A 21,466-nucleotide genomic window follows, 5' to 3' on the forward strand; every position below is an offset into this window, starting at 1 on the left:
CTAGGGTTAACTCTTCCAATCGGGCGAAATGAACCAGCAGTGGCTTACGCCTCTCGGTTGGCTGCCTTAAATGGCTGCTCCAGTCTCTGGGCGTTCTGCAGTCTGGTGGGTCTTTCCGCTTTGAAGCTCTCACGCGCTGACCCAGAGGAACTGAGCCGCCTTTCAGATCTTTCGGGTATAGTCGTCGCGGATTTGGCGCGGTTCTCTATTCGGACAAATACACGCGCCACACGTACTCTTAGAGGTCAAATATTTCCGAACAAAGATATCAAGATTCAAACCCAGTACATCTGCCCAAAATGCGTTCTGGAAGCCGCCGATGATCGCGAATGGTATCATGTTCCCCCCGATGTGTTTTGGTATCTTGATTTTGTGCGAACCTGCCCGAAACACGGATTGTTGCTGATCCCAATGCCAGAGCAGCAGGTCGGCTGGTTTCCATATGATTTTACGGCTCGTTTGTCGCAGGCTCAGATTGGGAGAGAGACGCTGGTTGGTCTGATGACACATGCTCCAACCAGAGTGGATGAATTCTCTATCGCTTCATTCTCCGGGAACACTGACAGTACCTGGCTGGCGGGCAGCAGTGCCTATGCAGTGTCCCGTGCGAGCGAAAGACTGGGTTGCATAATTGAGGGATTCAGATCTGCCAGGCAGTTAAGTCGTCAAGAACTAGCCCGGCTGGCAGATGTTGGCTTTGCAGTGATTTCAAATGGGCCGGAATCTCTGCGACGCGTGTTGGAAGAACTCATAGAGCAACGCGGTCGATCCAGCCTGCGCAAAACTTTCGGCGTGTTCTTTCATCTTATGGATGGGAAAATGGGTGACGCAATCCCAATGGTCCGGGCTGTTCTCAGAGACGTGATTCTTGAGAATTTCGTAATACACCCGGTTGACAAACTACTTGGCGAGGTGTGTACGACACGAAGGTTTCACACCCTTACGTCCGCCTCCGATCTGACCGGTGTACATCCTGTGAAGCTTGCAAATGTGCTGAGGTCGGCAGGTCTTATGGCTGAGATATCTGCGTCAGATCCCATTATGATCGAAGCAGAACCAGCGGAAGAGATGCTTCGAAAGCTATCATCCTCGGTACTCACAAAGGATGCGTTGAGTTTCCTCGGGCTGCCCTGGCGGCACTTGATGAGCCTTCAGGATTCCGGATTGATTGCGCCAGTTAACCCAGCCTGTAGAGGGCAATACATGTATTGTCTTCATGAACTGAAACACCTGCGGGACGCGATGTGTAAAAACGCTCGCGTATTATCGGGAGAAAGCGCGGATCTTGTGCCGGTCTATAAGGCAGCAAATCAATCTGTTTGCAGTATCAGTGAAGTCGTAACACTACTGACTTCCGGGAAACTTCACGACGTCGGTCTTGTTGGAGGCGTGCGAGGTTTTGATGCTATACGTGTCGATCCCGCCGAGGTTTTTGAGGCACTGCCAGCTTACCGGGAAGTTACCGATGCAATGACACGGGAAGAGCTTCTGAAGCATTTCGGTGTCTGTGGGAAAACACTGGCCTTCCTGCTGCGTGAAGGTCACTTTGATGAGTTCCGAACCCGATGCAGGCAGTCTCGAAAGGTGCGCTCATATATAACTATTTCCAGCGTTGAACGGTTTTCTGAAACCTACGTCAGCCTCAGAAACCTGGCCCAGGAAATGCAAATTTCAGCACGCAATCTCAGCTATCTGATCAAAGGGGCTGGCTTGTATGAATTGCCAGTGCCGGAAAAGTGCCGAGGGAGATTTTTTCGGCGTGAAGACGTGCTACCTGGAAACAAGTTAATGGGCTTGGATGGCTCAAATAATAATACAGGAGGCAGCCTTTGAAACTGCTTTTCCTTTCAGACCTGCACGATGACTTCTGGGTGGATGCCGACCGTGATCCTTTTGAAGGCATCGAGGATCAAATTGGCGGGCTCGACCACCTTCTGATCGCGGGCGATCTTACCAACAAGCCAAAGGTGCGGTGGAAGTACGCGTTTGAGAGATTGTCGAAGCTGCTGCCGCTTGAAAGAGTTTCGATTTTCCCAGGCAACCACGGCTTCTATGATTTTCGCCTCGATGGCGAGGACCGTCTGGAACAAATCGCCTCCGCATTTGGGGTCGGGTATGTGCAAAAGAAGCAGCTTGTGTTTGGCGATACACGTGTTCTTTGTGCAACACTTTGTACCGACTTTGAGTTGGGAGCAGGTAGAACCATCAACGAAAGTCACGCCTCCGCACGAATGAATGACTTTAGGCACATTCGCGTTGCTTCCAAGGGATATCGAAAGCTGAGGCCGTCCGACCTTGTTTTAGCCCATCGCAATCAACTCGATTGGCTGAGCGGCGCTCTCGGCGAGGATTTTGACGGACAAACCTTCGTGGCAACCCATCACGCCCCTCATCCTTCCGTGCTTGAGAACCAGGACGGCAACATCGCTGCTGCATATGCCAGCGATCTGAGTGAGATTATTCTGAAGCATCGACCTGAACGCTGGTTCTTCGGCCATTGTCACGGGGTTAGAAATTCAAGTGTTGGCGATACGCAGCTGATCAATGTGTCCCTCGGATATCCCGACGAAATTGTGGACCCTGCAGCGCGGATCAGAGATCTGATTTTTGAGATCTGAATGGCTGAACTCAACCTGAAGTCGGTTTACATAACACCCGTTCAACGACGTTCCCGGTTCGTTACGATGTAGTGCTTCAACCAAAAGCTGTCTGCGCACGCCCACCAAAAGAAGCGCGCGCAGACTGATTGATGTCGCTTCGCCGGGCGTCTGGCCCGGCATGATGGGCCCCGACGGGTCCGCCGTCCTTCCCATCGCCGCACTCGATCCGCCCCACAGTGCGGCGTCTCCTGCGGTCCCCGCGCTTGATGGGTCCGGGTCCCCAATAGCCGTTTCAATCAGCCGCGAGAGATCATGATGTGAAGGCTTCGTTCTCGGTGATCTTTTCAAATGCGGGTAAGAACGCGTCATGGTGCAGCGATATGTAACGTGTGATCCGCTCGCAGCGCATCAATTTCGCGATGTAACCACGGGTCAGGACTAAATTGAGATGATCGGCTCCGTAGCTATCTTCGACAAGGCGGACCTCGCGTTCCAGATTGGCAGACTCGCGCTCCATAAGCTCCAGTTGCTCGCGCGAAATACCTTTGATCTTTTTCGGCGTTGCTGCCGACACCAACTGGTTTTCGGGCGTCGCGGCCAGAAGCGATCGGGCGTAGTTGATCGTGAACTTGTTCATGGCGACCATGAGTTGCGCCGCTTCAATCTGGCGAATTGGCTTCATTTTCTTCAGAATCTGAAACCCAGTCAAAGCCACTTGTTTATCTTTCAACAGTTCCGCCGCCTCGTCGCAGATACCATCCAGAAGCTGGCGTTTCTGTTTCAGGGTCTTGATGTTGACATTGAGCGCGCTCGCCAGACGGGCCTCCGGCACGCCAAGAGAGAGGGCTCTCAGGATCATCTTGTGCTCTTGAATGGTCGCGAGACGAGAGATGCGTTTGTTGTAGGTGAAGGCTTCATCGTCGGTGGAGACAAGACATCGCGCATGTGTCTGACCCTGGTCCTTCAAAACCTCAAGGCGCAGATGCCCATCAAGCAATGTATATTGACCAGCGTTGTAAGGGTCGCGGGACACGACAATAGGTTCAACAAGGCCAATTTCCAGAACAGATGCCGCGATCTGTTTGAACTTAATGCTGGCCTTCTTTTGCGGGGTGACCACGTAGAGTGGCGCGATCTCCTCGAATGGAAGCGTTACCAGCTCCTGTTCAAAAGCAGCTGCAACCGTCCGTTCTTCCCGGGTCACCGACATGCGGACGCCTCCTCGGACTGAGTTAGGCGGTCTGCAACTTGTTTTGGCAGACTGGCCAACCCTTCGGCGCGAAGCAATGTGACGAAGTTTTCGTCAGCCATCAGCGTCTTGAGCGCTTGTGTCAGAAAAAGCAATTCGCTCCGCGTTGCGCCTGCCTTTCTCAGCAGCACCTTCTTTTTCTCGACATCGTTTTCATAGGTCTTAAGCAGTGTCTCGACAGATAGACTCTTGCGTGGCCGTTCGACACTGTTCGCGCGACCCTTGCCGTGTTTCTGGCGCGCTTCAACAAGACGCTTGGCTGCAAGGAGTCTTCCGCCGCGCAGGAGCTTTTTCTCATAAGCCTGCCGGAGAACACGTTGCACGCCGACGTCATCCGCGTCCGCAATGTCAACGGCAACACTGACCGGAATCTTACCGCTCTCCACTGCACGCAGCAGGCGATGTTCATGACTTTCCAGAAGCTTAATAACGCCGTGGACATACTTCTTGGACAGCTGGGTCTTGGCGGCGATTTCAGCTTCAGAGTATCCCTTTTCCTTGAGGCGCCCAATATCTCGGAGCAAATCCAGCGAATGGTGCTGCCTGCGCGCCAGATTTTCTACCAGGCTCATTACAAGGCAGTCTTCGCTGCTGGCATTGATGACGATTGCCGGGATTTCAGATTGGCCAAGAACCTTGAATGCTTCCAGTCGGCCCTGGCCGCAGACCAATTCGTATACCGGCTTGTCTCCGTCTTCAGTCTCACGCGCCGCAACCGTAATGGGTCTTTTCAACCCAAGCTCTGCAATGTTCGCAGTGATCTCATCGAACACCTTTTTGTTCCTGAGCCTTGGGTTGACCACAGTGATTGCATCGACGGGAACAAGAACAGTGTGCTCGACTGGGGCGTAGTTCATCACGCTACCTCCAGTATCGGCGCACGTGCAGCCATGTCGAAGAAATGCGCCAGGTTGTCGAAGCGGAATGCATCCAGGGACAAGCCGTTGTTTTCCGCCAAGCGTAGCTTTGATTTGGTCATGTCAAAGGTGGGCAGCAAGTAGTAGTCGAGGGGCGCGGTATTGGCCTGTCCCATCCTGACGACGATGGACAAGTCCGGAAGTTGGCCGGTGCTCAGGCGAATGTTCCAGCGATACGCGCCCGCGTCTGTTTGCATGCAGCGTGCGATGACAATGGAAACGGTGAACTCGTCATTGATGATGAGAGTATCTGCATTGTGGCTTTGAGCGACGTTTCCGCCAACGGCTTCGACCCCGGCGATGATGTCCCGGACGATGTCGGAATGCAGGCTGCGCAATCGTCTGTTGATCTCAATGTAACGGTAATCTCTGTCAGGTTTGAAGCCGACGAGGCTGTAAGCGCGCAACAGGCTACCAAATCTGTTCTGGTAGGCGCCGCTTGATGGAAGCTTTGGCGCTTCATTGATGACAAAGCCTGAGAGGTAGCCGTTTTCTTCCAGTACCTCCTTTAGCCGATCCAGCATTTCATCGTCGGACAACACATGTGAACGAGCTGCAATGATTGCTCCGGCAGCGTTGAACAGGTTGGCGTCAACAATTGCTTCAAAGGCACCAACGGCGCGGACCCAGTTTTCCGGATCGTTCTGGACATGGCGTTTCTTGAGTTTGAAGGAGTGGCGGTTCCAGAGATTGTTCCCGATGTATTTTTCGTTGGTCAGAATTTGACGTACAACCGCTGGTGACCAGTCCCGATCCAGATCAGTTCGGATGCCGCGTCGGTTCAGGTCTGACGCAATCTCAGCTTCAGACCAACCATCATTCACAAACCTCAAGAAGATCTGGTTTACTATAGCGACTTCATCAGCCGGACCCGGAACAAGCGTAACCCGGTCGGTTTGAATACTCTTGTGCTCTCCTCGCGACAGGATGCCCTTGGTAAGACCCGCTTCATCGATCAACATGCGTCGCAGCCCGAACCCAGGCGCGCCGCCTTGTCGATAGCCCAACTCAATCAGTCGGCGCTGTCCTGCAAAGACCTTTTGCGACAGCTCGCGACTGTATTCGCCAGCCATCGCGCGCTTGACGCCTTTCACAATGGTGGAAACGGGACTTCCGTCGTTTTCGAATTGCTCGGCGCAATACTCGACAGAAATGCCAGCGCGCTTGCAGATATACTCATAATAGGCGCTTTCATCCGCATCCTGAAAACGGCCCCAGCGACTGACATCATAGACCAGGACTGTTTTGAAATCGGTCTCACCTGCTTCGATGTCGTAAATGAGTTGCGAAAGACCGGCTCGGCCTTGAATGCTCAATCCGCTTTTGCCAGCATCAGAATAGGTTTGGATTATCTTGTAACCGCGTTCCTCCGCATATCGCTGGATGGCGTCGGCTTGGTTTTCGGTTGAGTATCGCTGGTGCTCGGTCGACATACGAACGTACTGGGCTGCGTTCCGGCGTTTGTCTCCGTCTGATTTGTTAATTGGCCAACTCAATGACGTGGCCCTCCATATTCAAATTCGTAATTTTGAGCAGCAGTTCTGCGATTCCTTTCACGAACTTATCGGAAGGGAGACGGAAACATGTTTCATAAAAAGGGCAACATCTTTCATGGAGGCAGCCAGGATCTGGTTTCGGCTGTAGAATATCGAGAGGCCGTTAGGTCTGCGCTGACCTATGAACTGGGAGGCGCGGGCCGGGCAGCGAAAGCGACGATAAAGTGGACAGGAGTAAGCGAAAGGACCGCAAAGAACTGGATAGCCGGTTCATACGGCCCAAGTGGTGAGCATTTGATTGGTTTGATGAAACACTCGGATAGTGTGATGGACGTGGTTTTGGAGCTAGCTGGACGTCATGAGACTTTGGCAATGCAACGCGTTGAGATCGTGAGACGGGAACTCAGAGAGGTATTGAACGCGATCTGTGCTGCTGACGATGCTTCGATTGAAACCTAGCGACAAACAAAGCTCATTTCGGTCTGTATGCCTTGTAGCAAGTGACCGAATTTTCTCATCTATCGATCAAAAGGGTTTGGATTCTACACCCAGTCAGTGTCGGGCAATGCCGAGGGGAATTTTCAGGCGCGAAGACCTGTCATTTGGTTGAGATTTATTGAGAATTGCCGTGGGTTGGGGGTTGCAGCACTTATTTGTTCGATGAGTTGCAAGTTACGTGTCGGGAAATGGCAAGTTAGATGTCGGCGCTATCAGGAAGCCCTACAAAACAAGGGGGGGCAGTCGCAAAAAGTGTCACCTTATGTGTCGTTCCAGATGGACGCACCCATAGTATTGCCATTTTGGCCCTAGGGATTGCCATTTTGAACTCATAAGTTTGCCATTATCCCAAACGGAGGACCGCAGCTACAAAAGCCCAATACATGGGACGTTGACGAAGTCAATTTGCTCGAAAGGTTAGACGGGTGCGGTCTTTAGCTACAGCACGCAATTAAGTGCGTTGCTTCTCAAAAGCTGACATTCATAAATCTAGGAGATTGTATATTTGACAAACCCAAGGCGGATACCTATATATAACTAAACAAGTTAGAGATTTCCGCAATGTCCGTTCTGTCCGCCAAATACATGCATGATGAAGCCGCCGCTTTTGCGCACGTGGAGGCGATGCTTTGGGCAGATGGTCCAGTTTGCCCACACTGTGGCGTTGTTGATCGTGCGTATCGTCTTGAGGGTGTTCGCACAAAGCCCAGCAAGAAAAACCCAGAAGGCAAAGAGCGCCACGGCCTATGGAAGTGTCGCGAATGCCGCAAACAATTCACGGTTCGTAAAGGCACGATCTTCGAGGAAAGCCACCTGCCGCTGCACCTCTGGCTGCAAGCCATTCACCTGATGGTGTCCAGCAAAAAGGGCATCAGCAGCCACCAGCTTCACCGCGTTCTGGGCATCACGTACAAATCAGCATGGTTCCTGACGCACCGCATCCGTGAGTGCATGCGTGACGGTGCGTTGGCTGGCTTTGGTGGCAATGGCGGCATTGTAGACGTCGATGAAACATTCATTGGCAAAGAACCGGGTGTCACGAAGGCGAAAAACGCCCGTGGCGGCTCCCACAAAATGAAAATGCTAACGCTGGTAGACCGCGACACCAAACGCGCCAAGAGCATCGTTGTGGATGAACTCAGGAAGTCCACGCTGATCCCCATCTTGCAAGAGAACATCGCCCGCGAAGCCTATGTCATGACCGACGAAGCCCGTCAGTATCAGGGCATTGGCGCTGGCAGGGTATTCGAGGCCCACGGCTGGACCAATCACAGCGCGGGCGAATATGTTAACCTTGAGGATCGCGAAATGCACACCAACACCGTCGAAGGCTTTTACAGCATCTTCAAGCGCGGCATGAAGGGCGTGTATCAGCACTGCGGGAAACAGCATCTGCACCGCTATGCTGCTGAATTCGACTTCCGCTATAACAACCGGATTGCAAATGGTGTGGACGATGCTGAACGTAGCTAAGTTGCGCTACGCGGCGCTGCTGGCAAGCGGTTGACCTACGCAAGACCTAACACGCAGTAGTAAGAAAGGCGTGATCTCATAAGCCCTCACCAGAAGAGCGCAGTGAGATTTTGAAAAAGACTGCAAAGGTGCGGTAGAGAGATATCGACTAGTTTACCAGCATCCTAAATACTGCTATTTGCTTTTCGAGTAAATTCAGACCGTCTGCGTCTAGGACTGCTGTTATCTTGATCTTGCCTTTGCCCGCTTTTTGAAAGTCGATGTCATTCAATTCAGGATCGACTGGAGATGGTGCGGCCCTTGTTGGCTGTTCTGCTGTTGAGGCCTGCATGTTCGGCACCTCCGACTCTGGTTCATTGTCACCAGATTTTAGCGCGTCAGGAGTGAAAATGTCTACAGTTTCATTAGCCGTTTCGATGTCAACTATGCTCTTGATCGTCACGTCATACACAGCCAGAAAGCGCCTCGCTGCGTCGCTAGTAAAGTTCAGGTCGAACCTGAGGGAACTTTCAGCGATGTTGTCACTTGGCCTGTTGCTGCCCCATTGAGGCATGTCGTCTTCGCCAAAATATACACCCCGCACCATCTTCGGCAAAAGCGCGGCCTCCGAGCAAAGAGATTCACGGACACCCGGACGGTTGTCTTCAAGAATCCTGCGACCGTTTGCACTAACCTTAATGCGCTTTTTGTCACCAATTCCACTTGAATCAACCAGCCCATATTGGCCCATTGCAGCATGTCTTAGCCCCGTAGAACTGTGCCACTATTTTGGTGTCACAGGAGGGATGATGGATGGCGCGGAAGCGGTATTCGGATGAAGATGCGTTGAAGCTTTTGCGTGAGATTGACGTGCATTTGCACGATGGGTTGGATGTTGTGAGTGCGTGTCGGAAAGCAGGCATCTCGGACAAGACGTATTACTACTGGCGCAAGAAGTTTGGCGGGATGGGCAGACCTCAGTTGTCGGAGATGCGGGCGCTGCAAAAAGAGAACGAACGGCTGAAGAAGATTGTCGCTGATCTTCAGCTCGACAAGTTGATCCTGAAGGAGAGCCTGGATCATTTAAAGCCGAAGGCCTGACGCGGGAGCAACTTCGTCAGGCGGTTGTTCACACTCGCCAAAAACTGAACACATCCGAGCGCCGCACCTGCGCCGTGTTGGGTGTGGCACGGTCCAGTCTTCGCTATCGGTCCAAGCCTGCGAATGACGATGCCCTGCGCCTGGCGATGATCCGGCTGGCCAAGCAGTATGGACGATATGGCTACCGGAAAGTGACAGCGCTTTTGCGGATGGAAGGTTGGCAGGTCAATCACAAGAAGGTTGAACGTTTATGGGGCGAAGAAGGTCTGCAACTGCCGCATCGACATAAGAAACGACGGCGGCTCGCCGCGGTGCAACTTTCGCATTGTAGCCGTTCATGCACTGTTCGGCATTCAGGACTGTAGATATGGGCGGACCGGGGATATGTCGGCGAGGAGCAGCTCTCCGCGCCGACACTTCCGAAGATGGCGTTCAGCCTGTGGCGATCGGCAAGTCATCCGCCGATCCCCATTCCGCCCAGGAGCGGTGGTAAACCCGCACGCGCGGCACGTCGAGCAGGCGCAACGCAACGTAGCTGTGGGACGATGCAAGCCCGTTCTGGCAATGCATGATCACGTCGCTTTTTTGCGCAATACCATGACGCTCGAAATGTGCGGCCAGTTCGTCTTCCGACCGAAAGCGGCCGCCCTCGTCGAGGTTCTGGGACCACGGCACGTTGATCGCCCAGGGAATATGGCCCGCCGCGAAAAGTTTCGGAGGGCGGACGTCAATCAGCACGGCGTCAGGCTGGCCCTTGTGGGCAAGCACATCCTGCGCGCTGGCATACCGGCGGGGCGTCAGCGTGGCCTCAAAGCGGGCGGGTTTGACGCGTCCAAGATCGCGCGTGACCGTCCCGCCCGCTTCCAGCCAGCCTGACCACCCGCCGTTCAGAACCGAGACGTTTCGATGGCCAAAGTATTCCAGAAGCCAGAGCATCCGCGCGGCGTGGAATCCGCCGCGATCATCGTAGAAGATCACACGCTCGCCTTGGGCGATGCCCAACGCGCCAAGCATCGCCTCAATGTCTGCCACGGGGCGCAGCGCGCCCGCAACCGCGCCATGTTCAGCGGCGACGGCGTCAGGCGGTAGATGCCGCGCCCCGGGGATGTGCCCTGCGGCAAACTCCGCTTCGGGGCGCAGGTCGATCACGGTGCTCTGGCGCACGACAGCGCCCATGGCCTTGATCGTCATGTCCGACATCAAGCTTTGCGGCTCTTTCAGGAGCTGCGGATTCTGATAGTCGCCCGACAATGCAAGGCTGACACTCGGTATGCAGGTTGCCGCGACGCCGAGCGCAAGCGTCAGAATGGAACGGCGCGAGAGGTTCGTATTCATTTGATTTCTCCTTTCGTTCACGCTGGCATCTCAACGAGCCGCAGGTAGGGAACCGGCGCGTCCCAGCCGTCCGGAAAACGTTCGCGCGCCTCTTCGTCTGAGACGGAAGAAGCGATCACCACGTTCTCGCCGTGTTTCCAGTTCGCCGGTGTCGCAAGCTGTTGCCGTGCTGTGAGTTGTAGGCTGTCGATGGCGCGCAGGACCTCGTTGAAATCGCGGCCCGTCGTCATCGGATAGGACAGCGTGAGCTTGATCTTCTTGTCCGGCCCAATGACGAACAGCGTCCGCGCCGTTGCGTTGTCCATGGCGGTGCGCGCTTCGGTGTCATCCGCATCCGCAGGCAACATGTCATAGAGCTTGGCCACCCGCAGGTCGACATCGCCGATCAAGGGGTAATTGAGCGCGTGCCCCGTGGCAGTGCGTATGTCCTCGGACCAGCGGTTATGATCTTCGACCTTGTCGAGGGACAACCCGATGATCTTCACCCCCCGTCGCTCGAACTCGGGCTTCATCCGCGCCATCACACCCATTTCCGTCGTGCAGACCGGGGTGAAATCCTTGGGGTGCGAGAAGAGAACGCACCAGGCGTCCCCTATCCAGTTGTGAAACCAGATCATACCGTGCGTGCTATGCGCCTTAAAATCGGGGGCGGCGCTGTTGATGGCTAATGGCATCTCAAATCCTTTTGTTGAATGCTACTTGGCACACCACCGGCCTTGGCAAGGGGCGGTGCATGAAGCGGTCTACACCGCGTCAGCCGGGCGATCCTGAACGTCTTGTGAAACAGTTCTGAAAACCGCGTCAGGCGGATAGGAGCTCGGCGTGAAGACGCCTGAAACGGGCATCCGTCTGGGCCGCGCGGAAGCCTTCGTCGGCGTTGATGCTGAAATAGCCGCGCCAGCCGTGCGACGACAGGAAGGTGATCCGCTCCAGTGCCGCAGTGACATCACCGATACGGGAGAATCCGACCGCGCGGTAGTATTCCAGCGGGCTGTTGTGATGCGGCACCGCCTCAAGCGCTGCGCGCGCTGCATGCGCATCACCAAGCTGTGCCAGAAGCGGACCGAGTGCATAAAGCGCGCGCAGCGCGTTGGGGTCGATCTCCAGCTCGGTACGCACCTTGCGCAATGCACGCTCCGCATGAACGCGGGCACGGTCAGGTTCATCCCGTTCCAGATAGCGGGCGGCCAGCTGGTCACCGCGGAACCCGGTTGGCGCCAGTTCGGCCGCGCGGAGCGCCAATGCCGCTGCGCTCCGCCGGTCACCGGCAGCCATCACCCGCATGGCGGCCTCCAGATGCAATCCGGCATCGCTTCGCGCCAGCGACAGCGCCCTGGCGATCGCACGAAGACCGGCGTCTTTCATGCCGGCCTCGATGCGCGCAGCACCATCCGCGAGCAACGTCTCGGCATTGTCTGGGTTCACTGTGACGGCTTTTTCCGCTTCAGTTAGCGCCGCGTCCAACAAAGTGGCCCCCTCGGACCAATAGATATGCTGTTTGAGCAACGCTGTTGCGTAAAATGCTCTGATCTCCGCATCCCCAGGGGCCCGTGCGACGGCCTCGGCTGCCAGTGCGGTAAAGGTACGCAGCGCGCCTTCATCGCCGCGCGCGAGACAAGAGCGCGCCTCAAGAAACAGCGCGTAGGCATCGATCGGAAGAGAGCCGTCCGGGCCATGGGTCGGCCCCGGTCCATTGGCAAGATCGCGCAAGATCGGCACGGTGAGCCGGTAGCCGCCACGTGGGATCGTGGCGATCAGATCCTTGCTTGCGAGCTTGCGCCGCAGTTCCGCCACCACCTGCGTCAGGCTTTCATCGCTGACCGTGACATCGGGCCAGACCCGGTCCAAGAGCGTTTCGCGCGGGATGGTATCTCCGGGTGCCTCAGCAAAGACCTTCAGGAACCGTATCGCGCGCGGCGAGAGCCGCACGCTCTGATCGCGGCGCTCCGCGCTCCGGGCGGGCACATCGATACGCCATCCATCCACGATCAAAATCATACTACGCGACCTGAAACTCGTAATCTACGTGCGACCTTACTACGCAACCTGCATGTCGCTGGCAAAGATCCACGCCGGAGTGCACGGAAAAGTGAGAGCAGAAAATGCCATCGACTGCGCGGCCGATGGCCTGCTCTTATGACAGGTTCAATCAAAAAAAGCAGCTTCCAGAATAACGATCCGTGAAGCTTGGCGGTGTCCATGTAGAGTTATGCATGTCCGTTTCTCTTTGTGATCAACCACAGTACATCAGGCCGGGTGCATGATCGGTCTGTGCGAGCACGCCTCCAAAGACCGTCCGGTGGCCTTGCCTGACGGTTCGTCGGTCCCCGCAGCGATCTTCCGGGCGAGGTGGCTCTTGCGCCGAGACAGGAATGCCATGAGCCGTTCCGGATAGTCAGCACCAACAGCCGCCGCCACCGAGGGACGCGCCGCCAGAGCCGCTCGCCACGCCGCGAGCTTCGGGCGCTCCGCGAGGATGCCGAATTCACCGATTTCATCGAACGTGTCAAAATACCGAAAGACCGGCCCGAATACGGCATCGACGAGGCTGAAGGTCTCGCCTGCAAAATAAGGTCCCTGCCGGAGTTCGCCCTCCAGCCGGTCGGCCTTGGCCGAGAGCGACGCAGTCTTTACATCAAAAGCCGCCGTATCGAGCTCGTTGTAGAATCCCGCGATGTCGTGCAGCATCGCCGATCCGAATTCTATCCACGCCCGGAGCTGTGCCCGCTCAAGCGGGCAAGCGGGATGCAGCGGATGTGGCTGCGTCTCTTCGAGGTATTCGAGTAGACGCCCACGCAAGTTACGGCCCTTTGCGGCCCTTCGACCTACCTTCACGATACCGCGGTGTGGCCCGTCAGATGAGACATTCGCTGCAACTGCAAATGCTGAGCCATGACGAACTAACGGATCGCGGGATGAAGCGCCGGTGGTCCAATGTCCGCTTCCGGTGGAGAGTTGTGCACACTGCTTGCGCACGAGGCAAACATTTGAAAACATTGGCTGGAGCAGAGCGTTCAGAAGTCGGGATTTTTGCTCACTCAACCAAACTTGGGGGACTGCAGAGCAGGGTATGTCAAGCTAAAGGGGGTGATCTGCATCTAGCACTATGATAAATGATCGCTCTTGTTATAGACTTGAGTATAGGAACGCGATGAACTGGTCCCCGGTAGTAGCCGCTTTGATCGCCCTATTGGGCGGACTTGCATTCTATAGATGGCAAAGAACTATTGAACGTGAGTCAGAGGCACTTAGAGAGAGGCGCAAGATATACCGCGACTACATTTCAGCGGCTGAGTCAATATCGGCTCATATAGCTGATACACGGGGAAACACGCAAAACGATAGAATAGGTGAATACAGAACGGCATTCTCATTTCTGCAAATAGTTTCTCCGGAGTTTGTATATTCTGCAGCATTGAAGCATCGCGGAGCTCTTCAAGAAATAATAGATCGCATGGAGAACTATGAAAATGGAGAAGAGCTAGATCAAATATTTCAAGAAGAAATTACAACATACGAGAAGCTGCTTGACGCAATGAGACGCGATAACGCGACCACAACGACGAGCAAATTTGGTATTAAATTATTTGGTCAAGTTGATGATTCAGAAAAATATAACCTAGAGGCTATGGAGGCCTTCGATGAGAGAACTCGATATGCCCAGAAACTTCGAACGGGCGATGATATAAAAAATGGGCAAGTTCCAAAAGATCGTGCATCTCGGGTGAAGCTTTTTAAGGCGGCGTCACAGTACAGAATTAGGATGGACATTGGGAGAAAGAAGTACCTTCCATTGAAGATGATGATTTCAAAATTACCGGAATCTGATAAAGAGTAATCATTCTTTGGGCGAGGATGCTTCAATACAACATAATCTCCAGGAGCCCTTAATCGGCGATACAGGATCTCTGTGGGCGATATCTTTTACTGCGCGGTGGCAGCCGTTGAGGGCTGGTTTGCCACTCTTCAGCGATGCGCGTGCGTAACTTGTGATTTATGCACGCTTGGTGCACCCCGAAACTTTCAAAAGCTTATGGCGTGCATCATTCGCGTGCAAAAAAGACTTCAGTTCGGAACATACATCTTTGCTTTTGCACAGATCTCGCATGACTAGGCGTTTGGTGAGACGCAAGTACTGTTCTGGGAACGTGCAGGCTCGGTGGCACGGGGTTTCCTTTCAGAGACGATACGGACTTTAAACGAGCATCGGAGCGGTTCCCGTCGCAGATTTGCTGGGGTTTCTGCCGATGCGGATATCCCAACAGGCGCAGCATCGGTCCAAATGGGCTCACCGCGGTCCTTGGATCGGCGGCAGCAGGTTCAATCGGTGCGGCGCGCTCTGCAACGGAGCGGCCCGTTCCTGCCGTTGGCCAGTGGGTCAAGATGCTACGCTAGCAGCCTGCATTCCTGCCTTTCGCCGCGCGTGCAATATCCGCAGCCACTTGAACCAACAAAATGCGCGACTTTATGACCTTTGCAAACAGTCCTCGACGGTTGGATTGATCCACCAAGCACTACCTTGATGCATCGCGCGGCGAAGGCCCCTGGAGTCAATTCGACCTTTGCATGTATAGACCAGACGGGATGGTTGCTTTGCGAGCCCTCCGAAAGGGTTCCATCCTCGTCGCCAGTTCTTGGCGATCTGGATAGGTTTGACCGCTAAAATATGTCTCCCGCCCAAAGGATGAACATGGTACGCACCAATGATCACGGACCGGAGCGAGGATACTCCGTCACCACGACCCTAAACGAAGGGCTCAGTCCGGTCGTTCTGTTCGGCTTTCTCTGTTGCGCGGTGTTTCTGTCGCTTTCTCAATCTGCGCGTGCCGACATGGCATGGATGGAAGCACGGATGGCGAATCCGAAGCTCGCATGCGACGACAGCGAGCGTTTCGCCCTCATTGTCCACGCCGGTGCCTATTGGGGTATGGACGACGACCCGAGCAGGACCCGTCTTCTTCGCGAGATCGCGCAAAGCGCCGGAGGCTGGCTGCGCCGAGGCGCGCCCGCCCTTTCGGTTGTCGAGGAAGCGGTTGTCCTCATGGAAGATGCGGGGATCTTCAACGCTGGCCGTGGCGCGATTGTGAACCGGGAAGGGTTCGTCGAACTCGACGCCGCCATCATGGACGGCCGCGACCTTAACGTGGGCGCGGTTGCGGGCGTCCGGCGAATGAAGAACCCCATTCGCGGGGCGAAGCTCGTTATGAGCTGGACGCCCCACGTTCTGTTGTCCGGGACTAGCGCCGACGACACGCTCGCCGCGCTCGGCGCGGAAACGGTCGACCCCGACTACTTCCCGTCCGTCACGCCGAAAGCCGATTTCGAACAGAAGGGCACCGTCGGGGCCGTGGCCCTGGACCGATGCGGCGATCTCGCGGCGGCGGGGTCTACCGGAGGTTTCGAGGACAAGATGGCTGGCCGCATCGGCGACACACCGGTTCCCGGCGCCGGCCTCTATGCGGAAAACGGCCTTGTCGCCGTCGCCTCCACCGGCCACGGTGAAAGCTTCCTCAAGACCGCTCTGGCGCACGAGGTTGCCGCGCGGATGCGGTGGGGCGGACAATCAGTCGAGGAGGCCGCGCGCGGTGCGGTTTTGGAGACGCTTGGAGGCATTGCGGGCGAAGGTGGGCTCATCGCACTCGATGCAAACGGCAACACCATCACGGTCTTTAATTCGACGGGACTGTTAAGCGAGGCAGCGACCTGGCGCGACGCTGCCGGGGAATGAAACTTGGCCATCCTGCGGTGCCGTCTTCTTCGCCAAGGGTCCCACGTGCCTCGCGGCCCGGAGAGTTCATAGTTCCGTCCATCGACGCCTCGGACCTTGGTCAAGCGTCCAGCCGCGTCTCTAGAACCACCGAACATGGATCACGAGCGATCGTGGTTGGGTCTGGTCTGGGCCCCTGCCAACCTCCGAGATGGCACAGCATCTGCAGTCGCGTGGCACCCAGGGCACATCAAGGACGGCCCACCGGACCTTCAGCCAAGCTCGTAGATGCTGCAGTGCGGCCCATAAGAGGAGACAATCGCTGCGTGTCTACTATCAATGCCACGGGTCTGGTTCGCATTGGCAGGGATGAGGCTGGCATCGACGCCAAAGCTCTCGCCACCGACGAGGCCCTCATCGATGCAACGCTTCAAAACTATCTCGAAAAGGTGTCGGAACAAACCGCTCTCCCGGAAGCGCCCATGTATTGCCCGGCAGGCGATGCTTGCATCGCCGAGAGGGCCGGTTCTTCGAAAAGGTCGAATGGTCCGGCACCGGGTCAGTCAGGTCGAGCCTGCAAAACCACCTGTACGCCAGATTGACGTGGACCTCCTCGCAGAGGCGGCGCTCGGATCGAATGCCTTGGCAGTAGCCCAACAACAGCATCCGGATCATCAGCTCGGGGTCAATCGAAGGACGACCATGCGAGCTATAAGACGGTGCCAGAAGAGGACGAACATCCGAAAGGTCGAGGAACCGATCAATGCCGCGTAACGGATGATCGCCAGGCACAAACTCTTCAATCGAGAACTCATAAAACAGCGCACCTTGCGCCACATGCCTTGGTCCCATCATCGCCTGACCCTCCACTCTCAAAACGAGTGAATCAGGGCCGAACCGACCAATCAACAGACTTTTTCAACATTATCTCCGCCCAGCTTGAGTTGGGCCATCCCGACTTTGCACTTAAAGCGAATGACGGCATTGCGGGTTGCGATCCACGGCATCACGATGCTGTGCAGAGGGTCCGGTTTGGGCCACACCTTTTTATCGGATTTCTTCTTGACCTAGAGTTACTCAAGGCCGGTATCTGCCAGTTTACAGGAGGTCTATTGTCATGCGCATCTCTGAGGCTGCGGCCCGATCGGGGCTCAACGTTGATACGATCCGGTACTACGAGGCAGAGGGGCTCGTCCCCAATGTCATGCGCGGCTCGGACGGGCAGCGGCGGTTTTCTCCTGAGAATGTCGATTGGCTGACACTGCTCTTCTGGCTTCGCGAAACCGGTATGCCGATGAAGGTGATGCAGCGGTTTGCGGCGCTCTATGCGCAGGGGGATGAGACAATCCCGGATCGCAAGGACATTCTGCTTGATCACTCCCGGCTTTTGGCCAAGCGCCGCGATGATCTGGATCGGTGTGACGAAATTCTTGCGAGAAAGCTCGAAATCTATGAGGAGTATCTGTGGTGAAAATCATTTTTGTTGGCGCCTCGGGCGATGTCGGGCAGGCCGCCTTTGCCGAGCTTTCACAGCGCCATGACGTCGTTTGTATTGGACGAAAGACAGGGGACGTGCGCGCCGATATCTCTGACCGCAGCGTAATCGAGACCATGTATGGTAAAGTCGGAGCCTTTGATGCTCTCGTCTCAGCCGCTGGCCACGTTCATTTCGCCCCGCTTGCGGAGCAGACGGACGCGTCACTGAAAATGGGGCTTGAGAACAAAGTGATGGGGCAAATCAACCTTGTTCTGGCAGGGTTGAAGCGGCTCGCGGGTAAAGGCTCTTTCACGTTGACCAGCGGCGTGCTGGACCGCGACCCGGTTGTCGCTGGCACCGACGCTGCACTGGCAAACGGTGCGCTGGCTGGTTTCGTAAAAGGCGCCGCGATCGAGGTGCCCCCTGGGCTGCGGACCAACATGGTGAGCCCGGGGCTGCTCGATGTGTCCGAACGTCGTTATGGCGCTTTGTTTCCGGGTCACGAGCGGGTGCCGTCGGAGCGGGTCGAACGGGCGTTTGCCAAATGCGTTGAGGGGGCGATCAACGGTCAAGTGGTGATCGTGGAGTGAGGGTCGCATATCTCATCGAGCCGCCCTTTAACTACGTTGATGACGCAGAAGCCGTTACCGGATGCGATGTCGAACTGGCGCGATTTGTCCTTCGTCAACTGGGCATCAATGACGTTGAGTTTGTTGAAACCGAATTCGCCCAGCTTCTGCCCGGTCTCGCGCGCGATGATTGGCAAATGACCACAGGTCTTTTCGCGTCTCCCGAACGGCGGCGCGTTGCTTTGTTCAGCAGGCCGATCTGGGCTTTGCCTGACGGTTTGCTGGTCCGGGCAGCGGATGCAGAGCTCATAGCCGGGTACCGCTGCCTTGCCACAGCAAGGGATCTGAAACTTGCGGTGATACGGGATCAGGTACAGCATGTGACCGCCCTTGAACTCGGCGTGGCGCCTGGCCAGTTCCGCGTGTTTGAAACCTATGCACACGCGGCGCAGGCGGTGCAAGACGGAACGGTCAGCGCCTTTGCCAGTGTCGCTCGAGCGCATAAAGGCTTCCTCCAAACGAGCGCTGCTCCTGGCCTAGCCGTCGTGAACGTCCCGCTCCGGGAAAGGGCTCCGGCTTTTGGATGCTTCGCTTTTGCACGGGCTGCGACTGATCTCAGATTTCGCGTTAATCACGTTCTGAATACGTTCATCGGCGGGACTGAGCATCGACGATTGATGAAAGCGTTCGGGTTTGCAGACGCCGATGTTGATCGCGTCCTTTGACTTCACGGAAGAAGGGATCGCCTGCGAATGTGGACCACAGTCACAGCCAACCGACTTCAGTCGACAACCTGATGAGCGCCGGAAGGTTCGGCCAATGTCTCACGCGGGTGAATGTCGGCGAAGATTTCAATGATGTTGTGCTCTGGGTCGTGAAAAAACAGTGTCCTGTGGGGCCAGTCCTGGTTTGTCGGAGGCTCGATGACGTCAATCCTGTCTTCGGTCAGCCTGTCATAAGCGAGATCAACGTCGGCTGGCGGCACACGGAAGCTGATCTGAATGGATGCGGATGGCGTAGGCATGCTTGGTCCGTCGTAAGGGCGGCCGCGTTTCCTTAGACCAAGAAACAGGGTGCCGACCCGAAAGAAGACCTTCCGTTCCGGAAAATCCTCTTCGACTTGGAACTCGAACAGCCGCTGGTAGAACGCTTTCATCTTCGCGAGGTCATCGCAAAGAAGGATCACATAGTCCAAGCTGCGAATGGCTTTGAAACCGTCATGTTTGTTCATAGCAGTCTAACCTCAGTATCTTGGTTCGTGAAAGCGGGCGTCGGGGATCACGGCAATGGGCGCGACCTCGACCAGAAGGTCAGGTGTGATCAGCCCGGCGGCCTGGATGAGAATGCTGACGGGGCCATGCGCCAGTTGGAGGCGTTCGGCCCTGACTTTCTGGATTGCAGGCATGTCTGCCGGATCAAGGTAGAAGACGGTCAAGGAAACGATGTCGTCCAAGCGCCCGCCGACGGCCTTCAGGATGTTTTCGACATTATCGAAGCATTGCCGGGCCTGTGCTTCACAGTCGCCTTTGCCGATGACGTTCCCGCCATTGTCCCAGGCGACTTGCCCCGTCATATGGAGAACGCGGCCCTTTGGTTCGACCACGCCATGATGGAAGGGGCGGCCAAGTTGCGGCCATCCGGTCGAGGGATTGTATCTGATCGTCATGAGGTCCTCTTTCTGTCTGTTGAGAGGATTTACGTGGATGGTCCTACATTATTCAAACGATAGAAATTGAGCGCGAGGCTTAGAAAATCTCGGTCTCTTGTGTCGGGCGCCCGTGTTAGAAGGCCATATGACTTATCGAATTCCTTCCCTGAACGGCCTCAAGGCGTTTGAAGCGGCCGCGCGACACTTGAGCTTCAAGGCAGCAGCCGCCGAGCTTGGGGTGACGGCCGGTGCCGTCAGCCAGCAAGTCAAGCGGTTAGAGATGTCTCTCGGCATTTCGCTCTTCCGACGGTTGCCACAGGGGTTGTTGTTGACCCGTGAGGGTGCGGACTATCTCCCGGAGATTTCGCGCGCCTTCGACGTTTTGACAGAGGCGACCGAAGCAGTTGCCCCTGCGCTCAACGGTCGCAAGTTGAGCATAGGTGTAGATCCCCTTGTCGCTGACCGTCTGCCAAACGGATGGCCCCGGCATTCAAAGGAGCTTGAGCCCTATGTCCGGGAGATGCGAGCGACGGATGATGTCGAACTGATCTGGGCCAACGAACTTGATGCGCTGCTGCTTGCCGCCAAAACACGACATGGAGCTCTTACAGAGCGCGCCGTTTGCCTGAGCGGCACCACGGCGTCTCTATATTTCGTAACCCGGCCTGGTCTGGCCGAGTGCCGTCAATCGCGCGCCATACTTGAAGCTTTGGAATCGTAGGAACCAATTAGCCTGCGACACTATGCAGGACTGGTTGCAAATTATTGCAGCCATGAAGGTCCTCAATGCGGGATGCGACTGCAGTTTTTATCCTAGGCTGAGAGTCTGTTATCCAGGTCACTGAACAAGACGGTATGGCAGCAGACGAATACAACGTGTCGCGTGGAATTACCGCTGCCGGTGCGCCTCTGGGCCTGCATGGCGTGGACCCGGTTGAGTTCATCGCAACTGCGAACCCTGTCGAGGGCTCCGCTGCTTACACAGCAGTGCATGACGGCGTTGCCTATTACTTCTCCAGCGAGAACAACATGAAGACTTTCGAAGCTGATCCGGCTGCATATCTGCCGCAGAACGGCGGCTACTGCACCTTCGGCGTGTCGGTTGGAAAGAAGTTCGACGGCGACCCAGAGTACCACGCTGTTATCGACGGTGCCCTTTATGTCTTCCTGAACCGCGCCATCTTTGACGAATTCAACAAAGACCGTACTGCCACGATCTCCAAGGCCGAAAACCAGTGGAAAGATATCCGCAGTACTGCGGTCGAAGACCTGTAAGTCTGGCAATCATCATCGAACTAGGTGGGACGGCATATCGTGTCGCCCCGCCGTTTTTTAAAAAGCGGCCATTGGTGCAGCCGCAGCGAAGGCACACTTTCGTCCGCGATCCGTTAGTTCACCAGCCCCCAAATTTTGCCGT

At 55.8% G+C, this 21,466-nt stretch carries 23 protein-coding genes and 1 pseudogene; 13 read left to right on the forward strand and 11 right to left on the reverse strand.

Going from position 1 to position 21,466, the window contains the following annotated elements; translation table 11 throughout:
- Window positions 1–39 precede the first annotated feature (39 nt).
- A complete protein-coding gene (locus ISX84_RS08635) occupies window positions 40–1,833 on the forward strand; it encodes a TniQ family protein (RefSeq protein WP_195819931.1) in 1,794 nt (597 codons plus the stop codon).
- Window positions 1,830–2,618, forward strand: coding sequence for a metallophosphoesterase (locus ISX84_RS08640; RefSeq protein ID WP_195819932.1), 789 nt, complete (start codon window positions 1,830–1,832; stop codon window positions 2,616–2,618). The genes ISX84_RS08635 and ISX84_RS08640 overlap by 4 nt, the downstream gene beginning before the upstream one ends.
- Window positions 2,619–2,910: 292 nt before the next feature.
- Here the strand turns inward: ISX84_RS08640 and ISX84_RS08645 are convergent, their stop codons facing one another.
- From ISX84_RS08645 to ISX84_RS08655, 3 genes are read right to left on the reverse strand one after another with little or no spacing between them, the layout of a single operon-like run.
- Window positions 2,911–3,810 (reverse strand): plasmid partitioning protein RepB C-terminal domain-containing protein, encoded by a 900-nt coding sequence (locus tag ISX84_RS08645; RefSeq protein WP_195819933.1) that lies wholly within the window; start codon window positions 3,808–3,810, stop codon window positions 2,911–2,913.
- On the reverse strand, window positions 3,801–4,706 hold the full coding sequence (locus ISX84_RS08650; RefSeq protein ID WP_195819934.1) for a plasmid partitioning protein RepB C-terminal domain-containing protein: 906 nt from the start codon (window positions 4,704–4,706) through the stop codon (window positions 3,801–3,803). The genes ISX84_RS08645 and ISX84_RS08650 overlap by 10 nt, the downstream gene beginning before the upstream one ends.
- Window positions 4,706–6,250 (reverse strand): recombinase family protein, encoded by a 1,545-nt coding sequence (locus ISX84_RS08655; RefSeq protein WP_326838728.1) that lies wholly within the window; start codon window positions 6,248–6,250, stop codon window positions 4,706–4,708. The genes ISX84_RS08650 and ISX84_RS08655 overlap by 1 nt, the downstream gene beginning before the upstream one ends.
- Window positions 6,251–6,349: 99 nt before the next feature.
- On the opposite strand from ISX84_RS08655, the gene ISX84_RS08660 reads away from it, so the two are divergent.
- Entirely contained in the window at window positions 6,350–6,721 is a 372-nt protein-coding gene (locus ISX84_RS08660) for a hypothetical protein (RefSeq protein WP_195819936.1), read from the forward strand.
- A gap of 600 nt (window positions 6,722–7,321) precedes the next feature.
- Window positions 7,322–8,233 (forward strand): IS1595 family transposase, encoded by a 912-nt coding sequence (locus tag ISX84_RS08665; protein WP_195819937.1) that lies wholly within the window; start codon window positions 7,322–7,324, stop codon window positions 8,231–8,233.
- Window positions 8,234–8,381: 148 nt separating this feature from the next.
- On the opposite strand, the gene ISX84_RS08670 is transcribed toward ISX84_RS08665, so the two are convergent.
- Entirely contained in the window at window positions 8,382–8,963 is a 582-nt protein-coding gene (locus tag ISX84_RS08670; RefSeq protein ID WP_195819938.1) for a hypothetical protein, read from the reverse strand.
- A 62-nt stretch (window positions 8,964–9,025) separates the two neighbouring features.
- Between ISX84_RS08670 and ISX84_RS08675 the strand changes: the two genes are divergently transcribed.
- Together ISX84_RS08675 and ISX84_RS23545 are read left to right on the forward strand one after the other, a co-directional pair.
- Window positions 9,026–9,313 carry a transposase gene (locus ISX84_RS08675; protein WP_170548140.1) on the forward strand — a complete coding sequence of 96 codons (288 nt, stop codon included), beginning with the start codon at window positions 9,026–9,028 and terminating at the stop codon, window positions 9,311–9,313.
- An 83-nt stretch (window positions 9,314–9,396) separates the two neighbouring features.
- Window positions 9,397–9,678: an IS3 family transposase gene (locus ISX84_RS23545; protein ID WP_442800621.1), complete on the forward strand. Its 282-nt coding sequence runs from the start codon at window positions 9,397–9,399 to the stop codon at window positions 9,676–9,678.
- A 67-nt stretch (window positions 9,679–9,745) separates the two neighbouring features.
- On the opposite strand, the gene ISX84_RS08685 is transcribed toward ISX84_RS23545, so the two are convergent.
- From ISX84_RS08685 to ISX84_RS08700, 4 genes are all read right to left on the reverse strand, one after another.
- Entirely contained in the window at window positions 9,746–10,648 is a 903-nt protein-coding gene (locus ISX84_RS08685; RefSeq protein WP_195819940.1) for a sulfurtransferase, read from the reverse strand.
- Between the two features lie 17 nt (window positions 10,649–10,665).
- A complete protein-coding gene (locus tag ISX84_RS08690) occupies window positions 10,666–11,322 on the reverse strand; it encodes a peroxiredoxin (protein WP_195819941.1) in 657 nt (218 codons plus the stop codon).
- Window positions 11,323–11,449: 127 nt separating this feature from the next.
- On the reverse strand, window positions 11,450–12,646 hold the full coding sequence (locus tag ISX84_RS08695; protein WP_195819942.1) for a winged helix-turn-helix domain-containing protein: 1,197 nt from the start codon (window positions 12,644–12,646) through the stop codon (window positions 11,450–11,452).
- 249 nt (window positions 12,647–12,895) lie between these two features.
- Window positions 12,896–13,447 carry a glutathione S-transferase family protein gene (locus ISX84_RS08700; protein ID WP_229884184.1) on the reverse strand — a complete coding sequence of 184 codons (552 nt, stop codon included), beginning with the start codon at window positions 13,445–13,447 and terminating at the stop codon, window positions 12,896–12,898.
- A 352-nt stretch (window positions 13,448–13,799) separates the two neighbouring features.
- Here ISX84_RS08700 and ISX84_RS08705 point away from each other — a divergent pair, with 352 nt between their 5' ends.
- Both ISX84_RS08705 and ISX84_RS08710 read left to right on the forward strand, forming a co-directional pair.
- Window positions 13,800–14,486 carry a hypothetical protein gene (locus ISX84_RS08705; RefSeq protein ID WP_195819943.1) on the forward strand — a complete coding sequence of 229 codons (687 nt, stop codon included), beginning with the start codon at window positions 13,800–13,802 and terminating at the stop codon, window positions 14,484–14,486.
- Window positions 14,487–15,338: 852 nt separating this feature from the next.
- Window positions 15,339–16,376 carry an isoaspartyl peptidase/L-asparaginase family protein gene (locus ISX84_RS08710; RefSeq protein ID WP_195819944.1) on the forward strand — a complete coding sequence of 346 codons (1,038 nt, stop codon included), beginning with the start codon at window positions 15,339–15,341 and terminating at the stop codon, window positions 16,374–16,376.
- 317 nt (window positions 16,377–16,693) lie between these two features.
- Here the strand turns inward: ISX84_RS08710 and ISX84_RS08715 are convergent.
- Window positions 16,694–17,210, reverse strand: a pseudogene (locus tag ISX84_RS08715) (transposase); the annotation flags it as partial.
- Window positions 17,211–17,472: 262 nt separating this feature from the next.
- On the opposite strand from ISX84_RS08715, the gene ISX84_RS08720 reads away from it, so the two are divergent.
- The 3 genes from ISX84_RS08720 to ISX84_RS23550 are packed head-to-tail and all read left to right on the forward strand — an operon-like array spanning window position 17,473 to window position 19,126.
- Window positions 17,473–17,826, forward strand: a complete 354-nt coding sequence (locus ISX84_RS08720) for a MerR family transcriptional regulator (protein WP_195819945.1) — start codon at window positions 17,473–17,475, stop codon at window positions 17,824–17,826.
- Window positions 17,823–18,422, forward strand: a complete 600-nt coding sequence (locus ISX84_RS08725; RefSeq protein ID WP_195819946.1) for a short chain dehydrogenase — start codon at window positions 17,823–17,825, stop codon at window positions 18,420–18,422. Before ISX84_RS08720 ends, ISX84_RS08725 begins: the two co-directional genes overlap by 4 nt.
- Window positions 18,419–19,126, forward strand: a complete 708-nt coding sequence (locus tag ISX84_RS23550) for a transporter substrate-binding domain-containing protein (protein ID WP_195819947.1) — start codon at window positions 18,419–18,421, stop codon at window positions 19,124–19,126. Before ISX84_RS08725 ends, ISX84_RS23550 begins: the two co-directional genes overlap by 4 nt.
- 56 nt (window positions 19,127–19,182) lie before the next feature.
- On the opposite strand, the gene ISX84_RS08735 is transcribed toward ISX84_RS23550, so the two are convergent.
- Both ISX84_RS08735 and ISX84_RS08740 read right to left on the reverse strand, forming a co-directional pair.
- Window positions 19,183–19,587, reverse strand: coding sequence for a VOC family protein (locus ISX84_RS08735; protein ID WP_326838729.1), 405 nt, complete (start codon window positions 19,585–19,587; stop codon window positions 19,183–19,185).
- 57 nt (window positions 19,588–19,644) lie between these two features.
- Entirely contained in the window at window positions 19,645–20,067 is a 423-nt protein-coding gene (locus ISX84_RS08740; RefSeq protein WP_195819949.1) for a RidA family protein, read from the reverse strand.
- Between the two features lie 127 nt (window positions 20,068–20,194).
- On the opposite strand from ISX84_RS08740, the gene ISX84_RS23460 reads away from it, so the two are divergent.
- Window positions 20,195–20,770: a LysR family transcriptional regulator gene (locus tag ISX84_RS23460; protein ID WP_195819950.1), complete on the forward strand. Its 576-nt coding sequence runs from the start codon at window positions 20,195–20,197 to the stop codon at window positions 20,768–20,770.
- Between the two features lie 134 nt (window positions 20,771–20,904).
- Window positions 20,905–21,324: a YHS domain-containing (seleno)protein gene (locus tag ISX84_RS08750; protein WP_195819951.1), complete on the forward strand. Its 420-nt coding sequence runs from the start codon at window positions 20,905–20,907 to the stop codon at window positions 21,322–21,324.
- Window positions 21,325–21,466 lie beyond the last annotated feature (142 nt).

The sequence above is a fragment of the Roseobacter sp. MH60115 genome (assembly GCF_015644665.1).
Classification (GTDB): Bacteria; Pseudomonadota; Alphaproteobacteria; order Rhodobacterales; family Rhodobacteraceae; genus Roseobacter.

What these genes read in the sequence shown, in the direction of transcription:
- ISX84_RS08645 (WP_195819933.1), bottom strand. Translation starts at nt 3,810, where the DNA reads ATGTCGGTGACCCGGGAAGAACGGACGGTTGCAGCTGCTTTTGAACAG.
- ISX84_RS08650 (WP_195819934.1), bottom strand. Translation starts at nt 4,706, where the DNA reads ATGAACTACGCCCCAGTCGAGCACACTGTTCTTGTTCCCGTCGATGCA.
- ISX84_RS08660 (WP_195819936.1), top strand. Translation starts at nt 6,350, where the DNA reads ATGTTTCATAAAAAGGGCAACATCTTTCATGGAGGCAGCCAGGATCTG.
- ISX84_RS08665 (WP_195819937.1), top strand. Translation starts at nt 7,322, where the DNA reads ATGTCCGTTCTGTCCGCCAAATACATGCATGATGAAGCCGCCGCTTTT.
- ISX84_RS08670 (WP_195819938.1), bottom strand. Translation starts at nt 8,963, where the DNA reads ATGGGCCAATATGGGCTGGTTGATTCAAGTGGAATTGGTGACAAAAAG.
- ISX84_RS08675 (WP_170548140.1), top strand. Translation starts at nt 9,026, where the DNA reads ATGGCGCGGAAGCGGTATTCGGATGAAGATGCGTTGAAGCTTTTGCGT.
- ISX84_RS08685 (WP_195819940.1), bottom strand. Translation starts at nt 10,648, where the DNA reads ATGAATACGAACCTCTCGCGCCGTTCCATTCTGACGCTTGCGCTCGGC.
- ISX84_RS08690 (WP_195819941.1), bottom strand. Translation starts at nt 11,322, where the DNA reads ATGCCATTAGCCATCAACAGCGCCGCCCCCGATTTTAAGGCGCATAGC.
- ISX84_RS08695 (WP_195819942.1), bottom strand. Translation starts at nt 12,646, where the DNA reads ATGATTTTGATCGTGGATGGATGGCGTATCGATGTGCCCGCCCGGAGC.
- ISX84_RS08705 (WP_195819943.1), top strand. Translation starts at nt 13,800, where the DNA reads ATGAACTGGTCCCCGGTAGTAGCCGCTTTGATCGCCCTATTGGGCGGA.
- ISX84_RS08710 (WP_195819944.1), top strand. Translation starts at nt 15,339, where the DNA reads ATGGTACGCACCAATGATCACGGACCGGAGCGAGGATACTCCGTCACC.
- ISX84_RS08720 (WP_195819945.1), top strand. Translation starts at nt 17,473, where the DNA reads ATGCGCATCTCTGAGGCTGCGGCCCGATCGGGGCTCAACGTTGATACG.
- ISX84_RS08740 (WP_195819949.1), bottom strand. Translation starts at nt 20,067, where the DNA reads ATGACGATCAGATACAATCCCTCGACCGGATGGCCGCAACTTGGCCGC.
- ISX84_RS23460 (WP_195819950.1), top strand. Translation starts at nt 20,195, where the DNA reads ATGACTTATCGAATTCCTTCCCTGAACGGCCTCAAGGCGTTTGAAGCG.
- ISX84_RS08750 (WP_195819951.1), top strand. Translation starts at nt 20,905, where the DNA reads ATGGCAGCAGACGAATACAACGTGTCGCGTGGAATTACCGCTGCCGGT.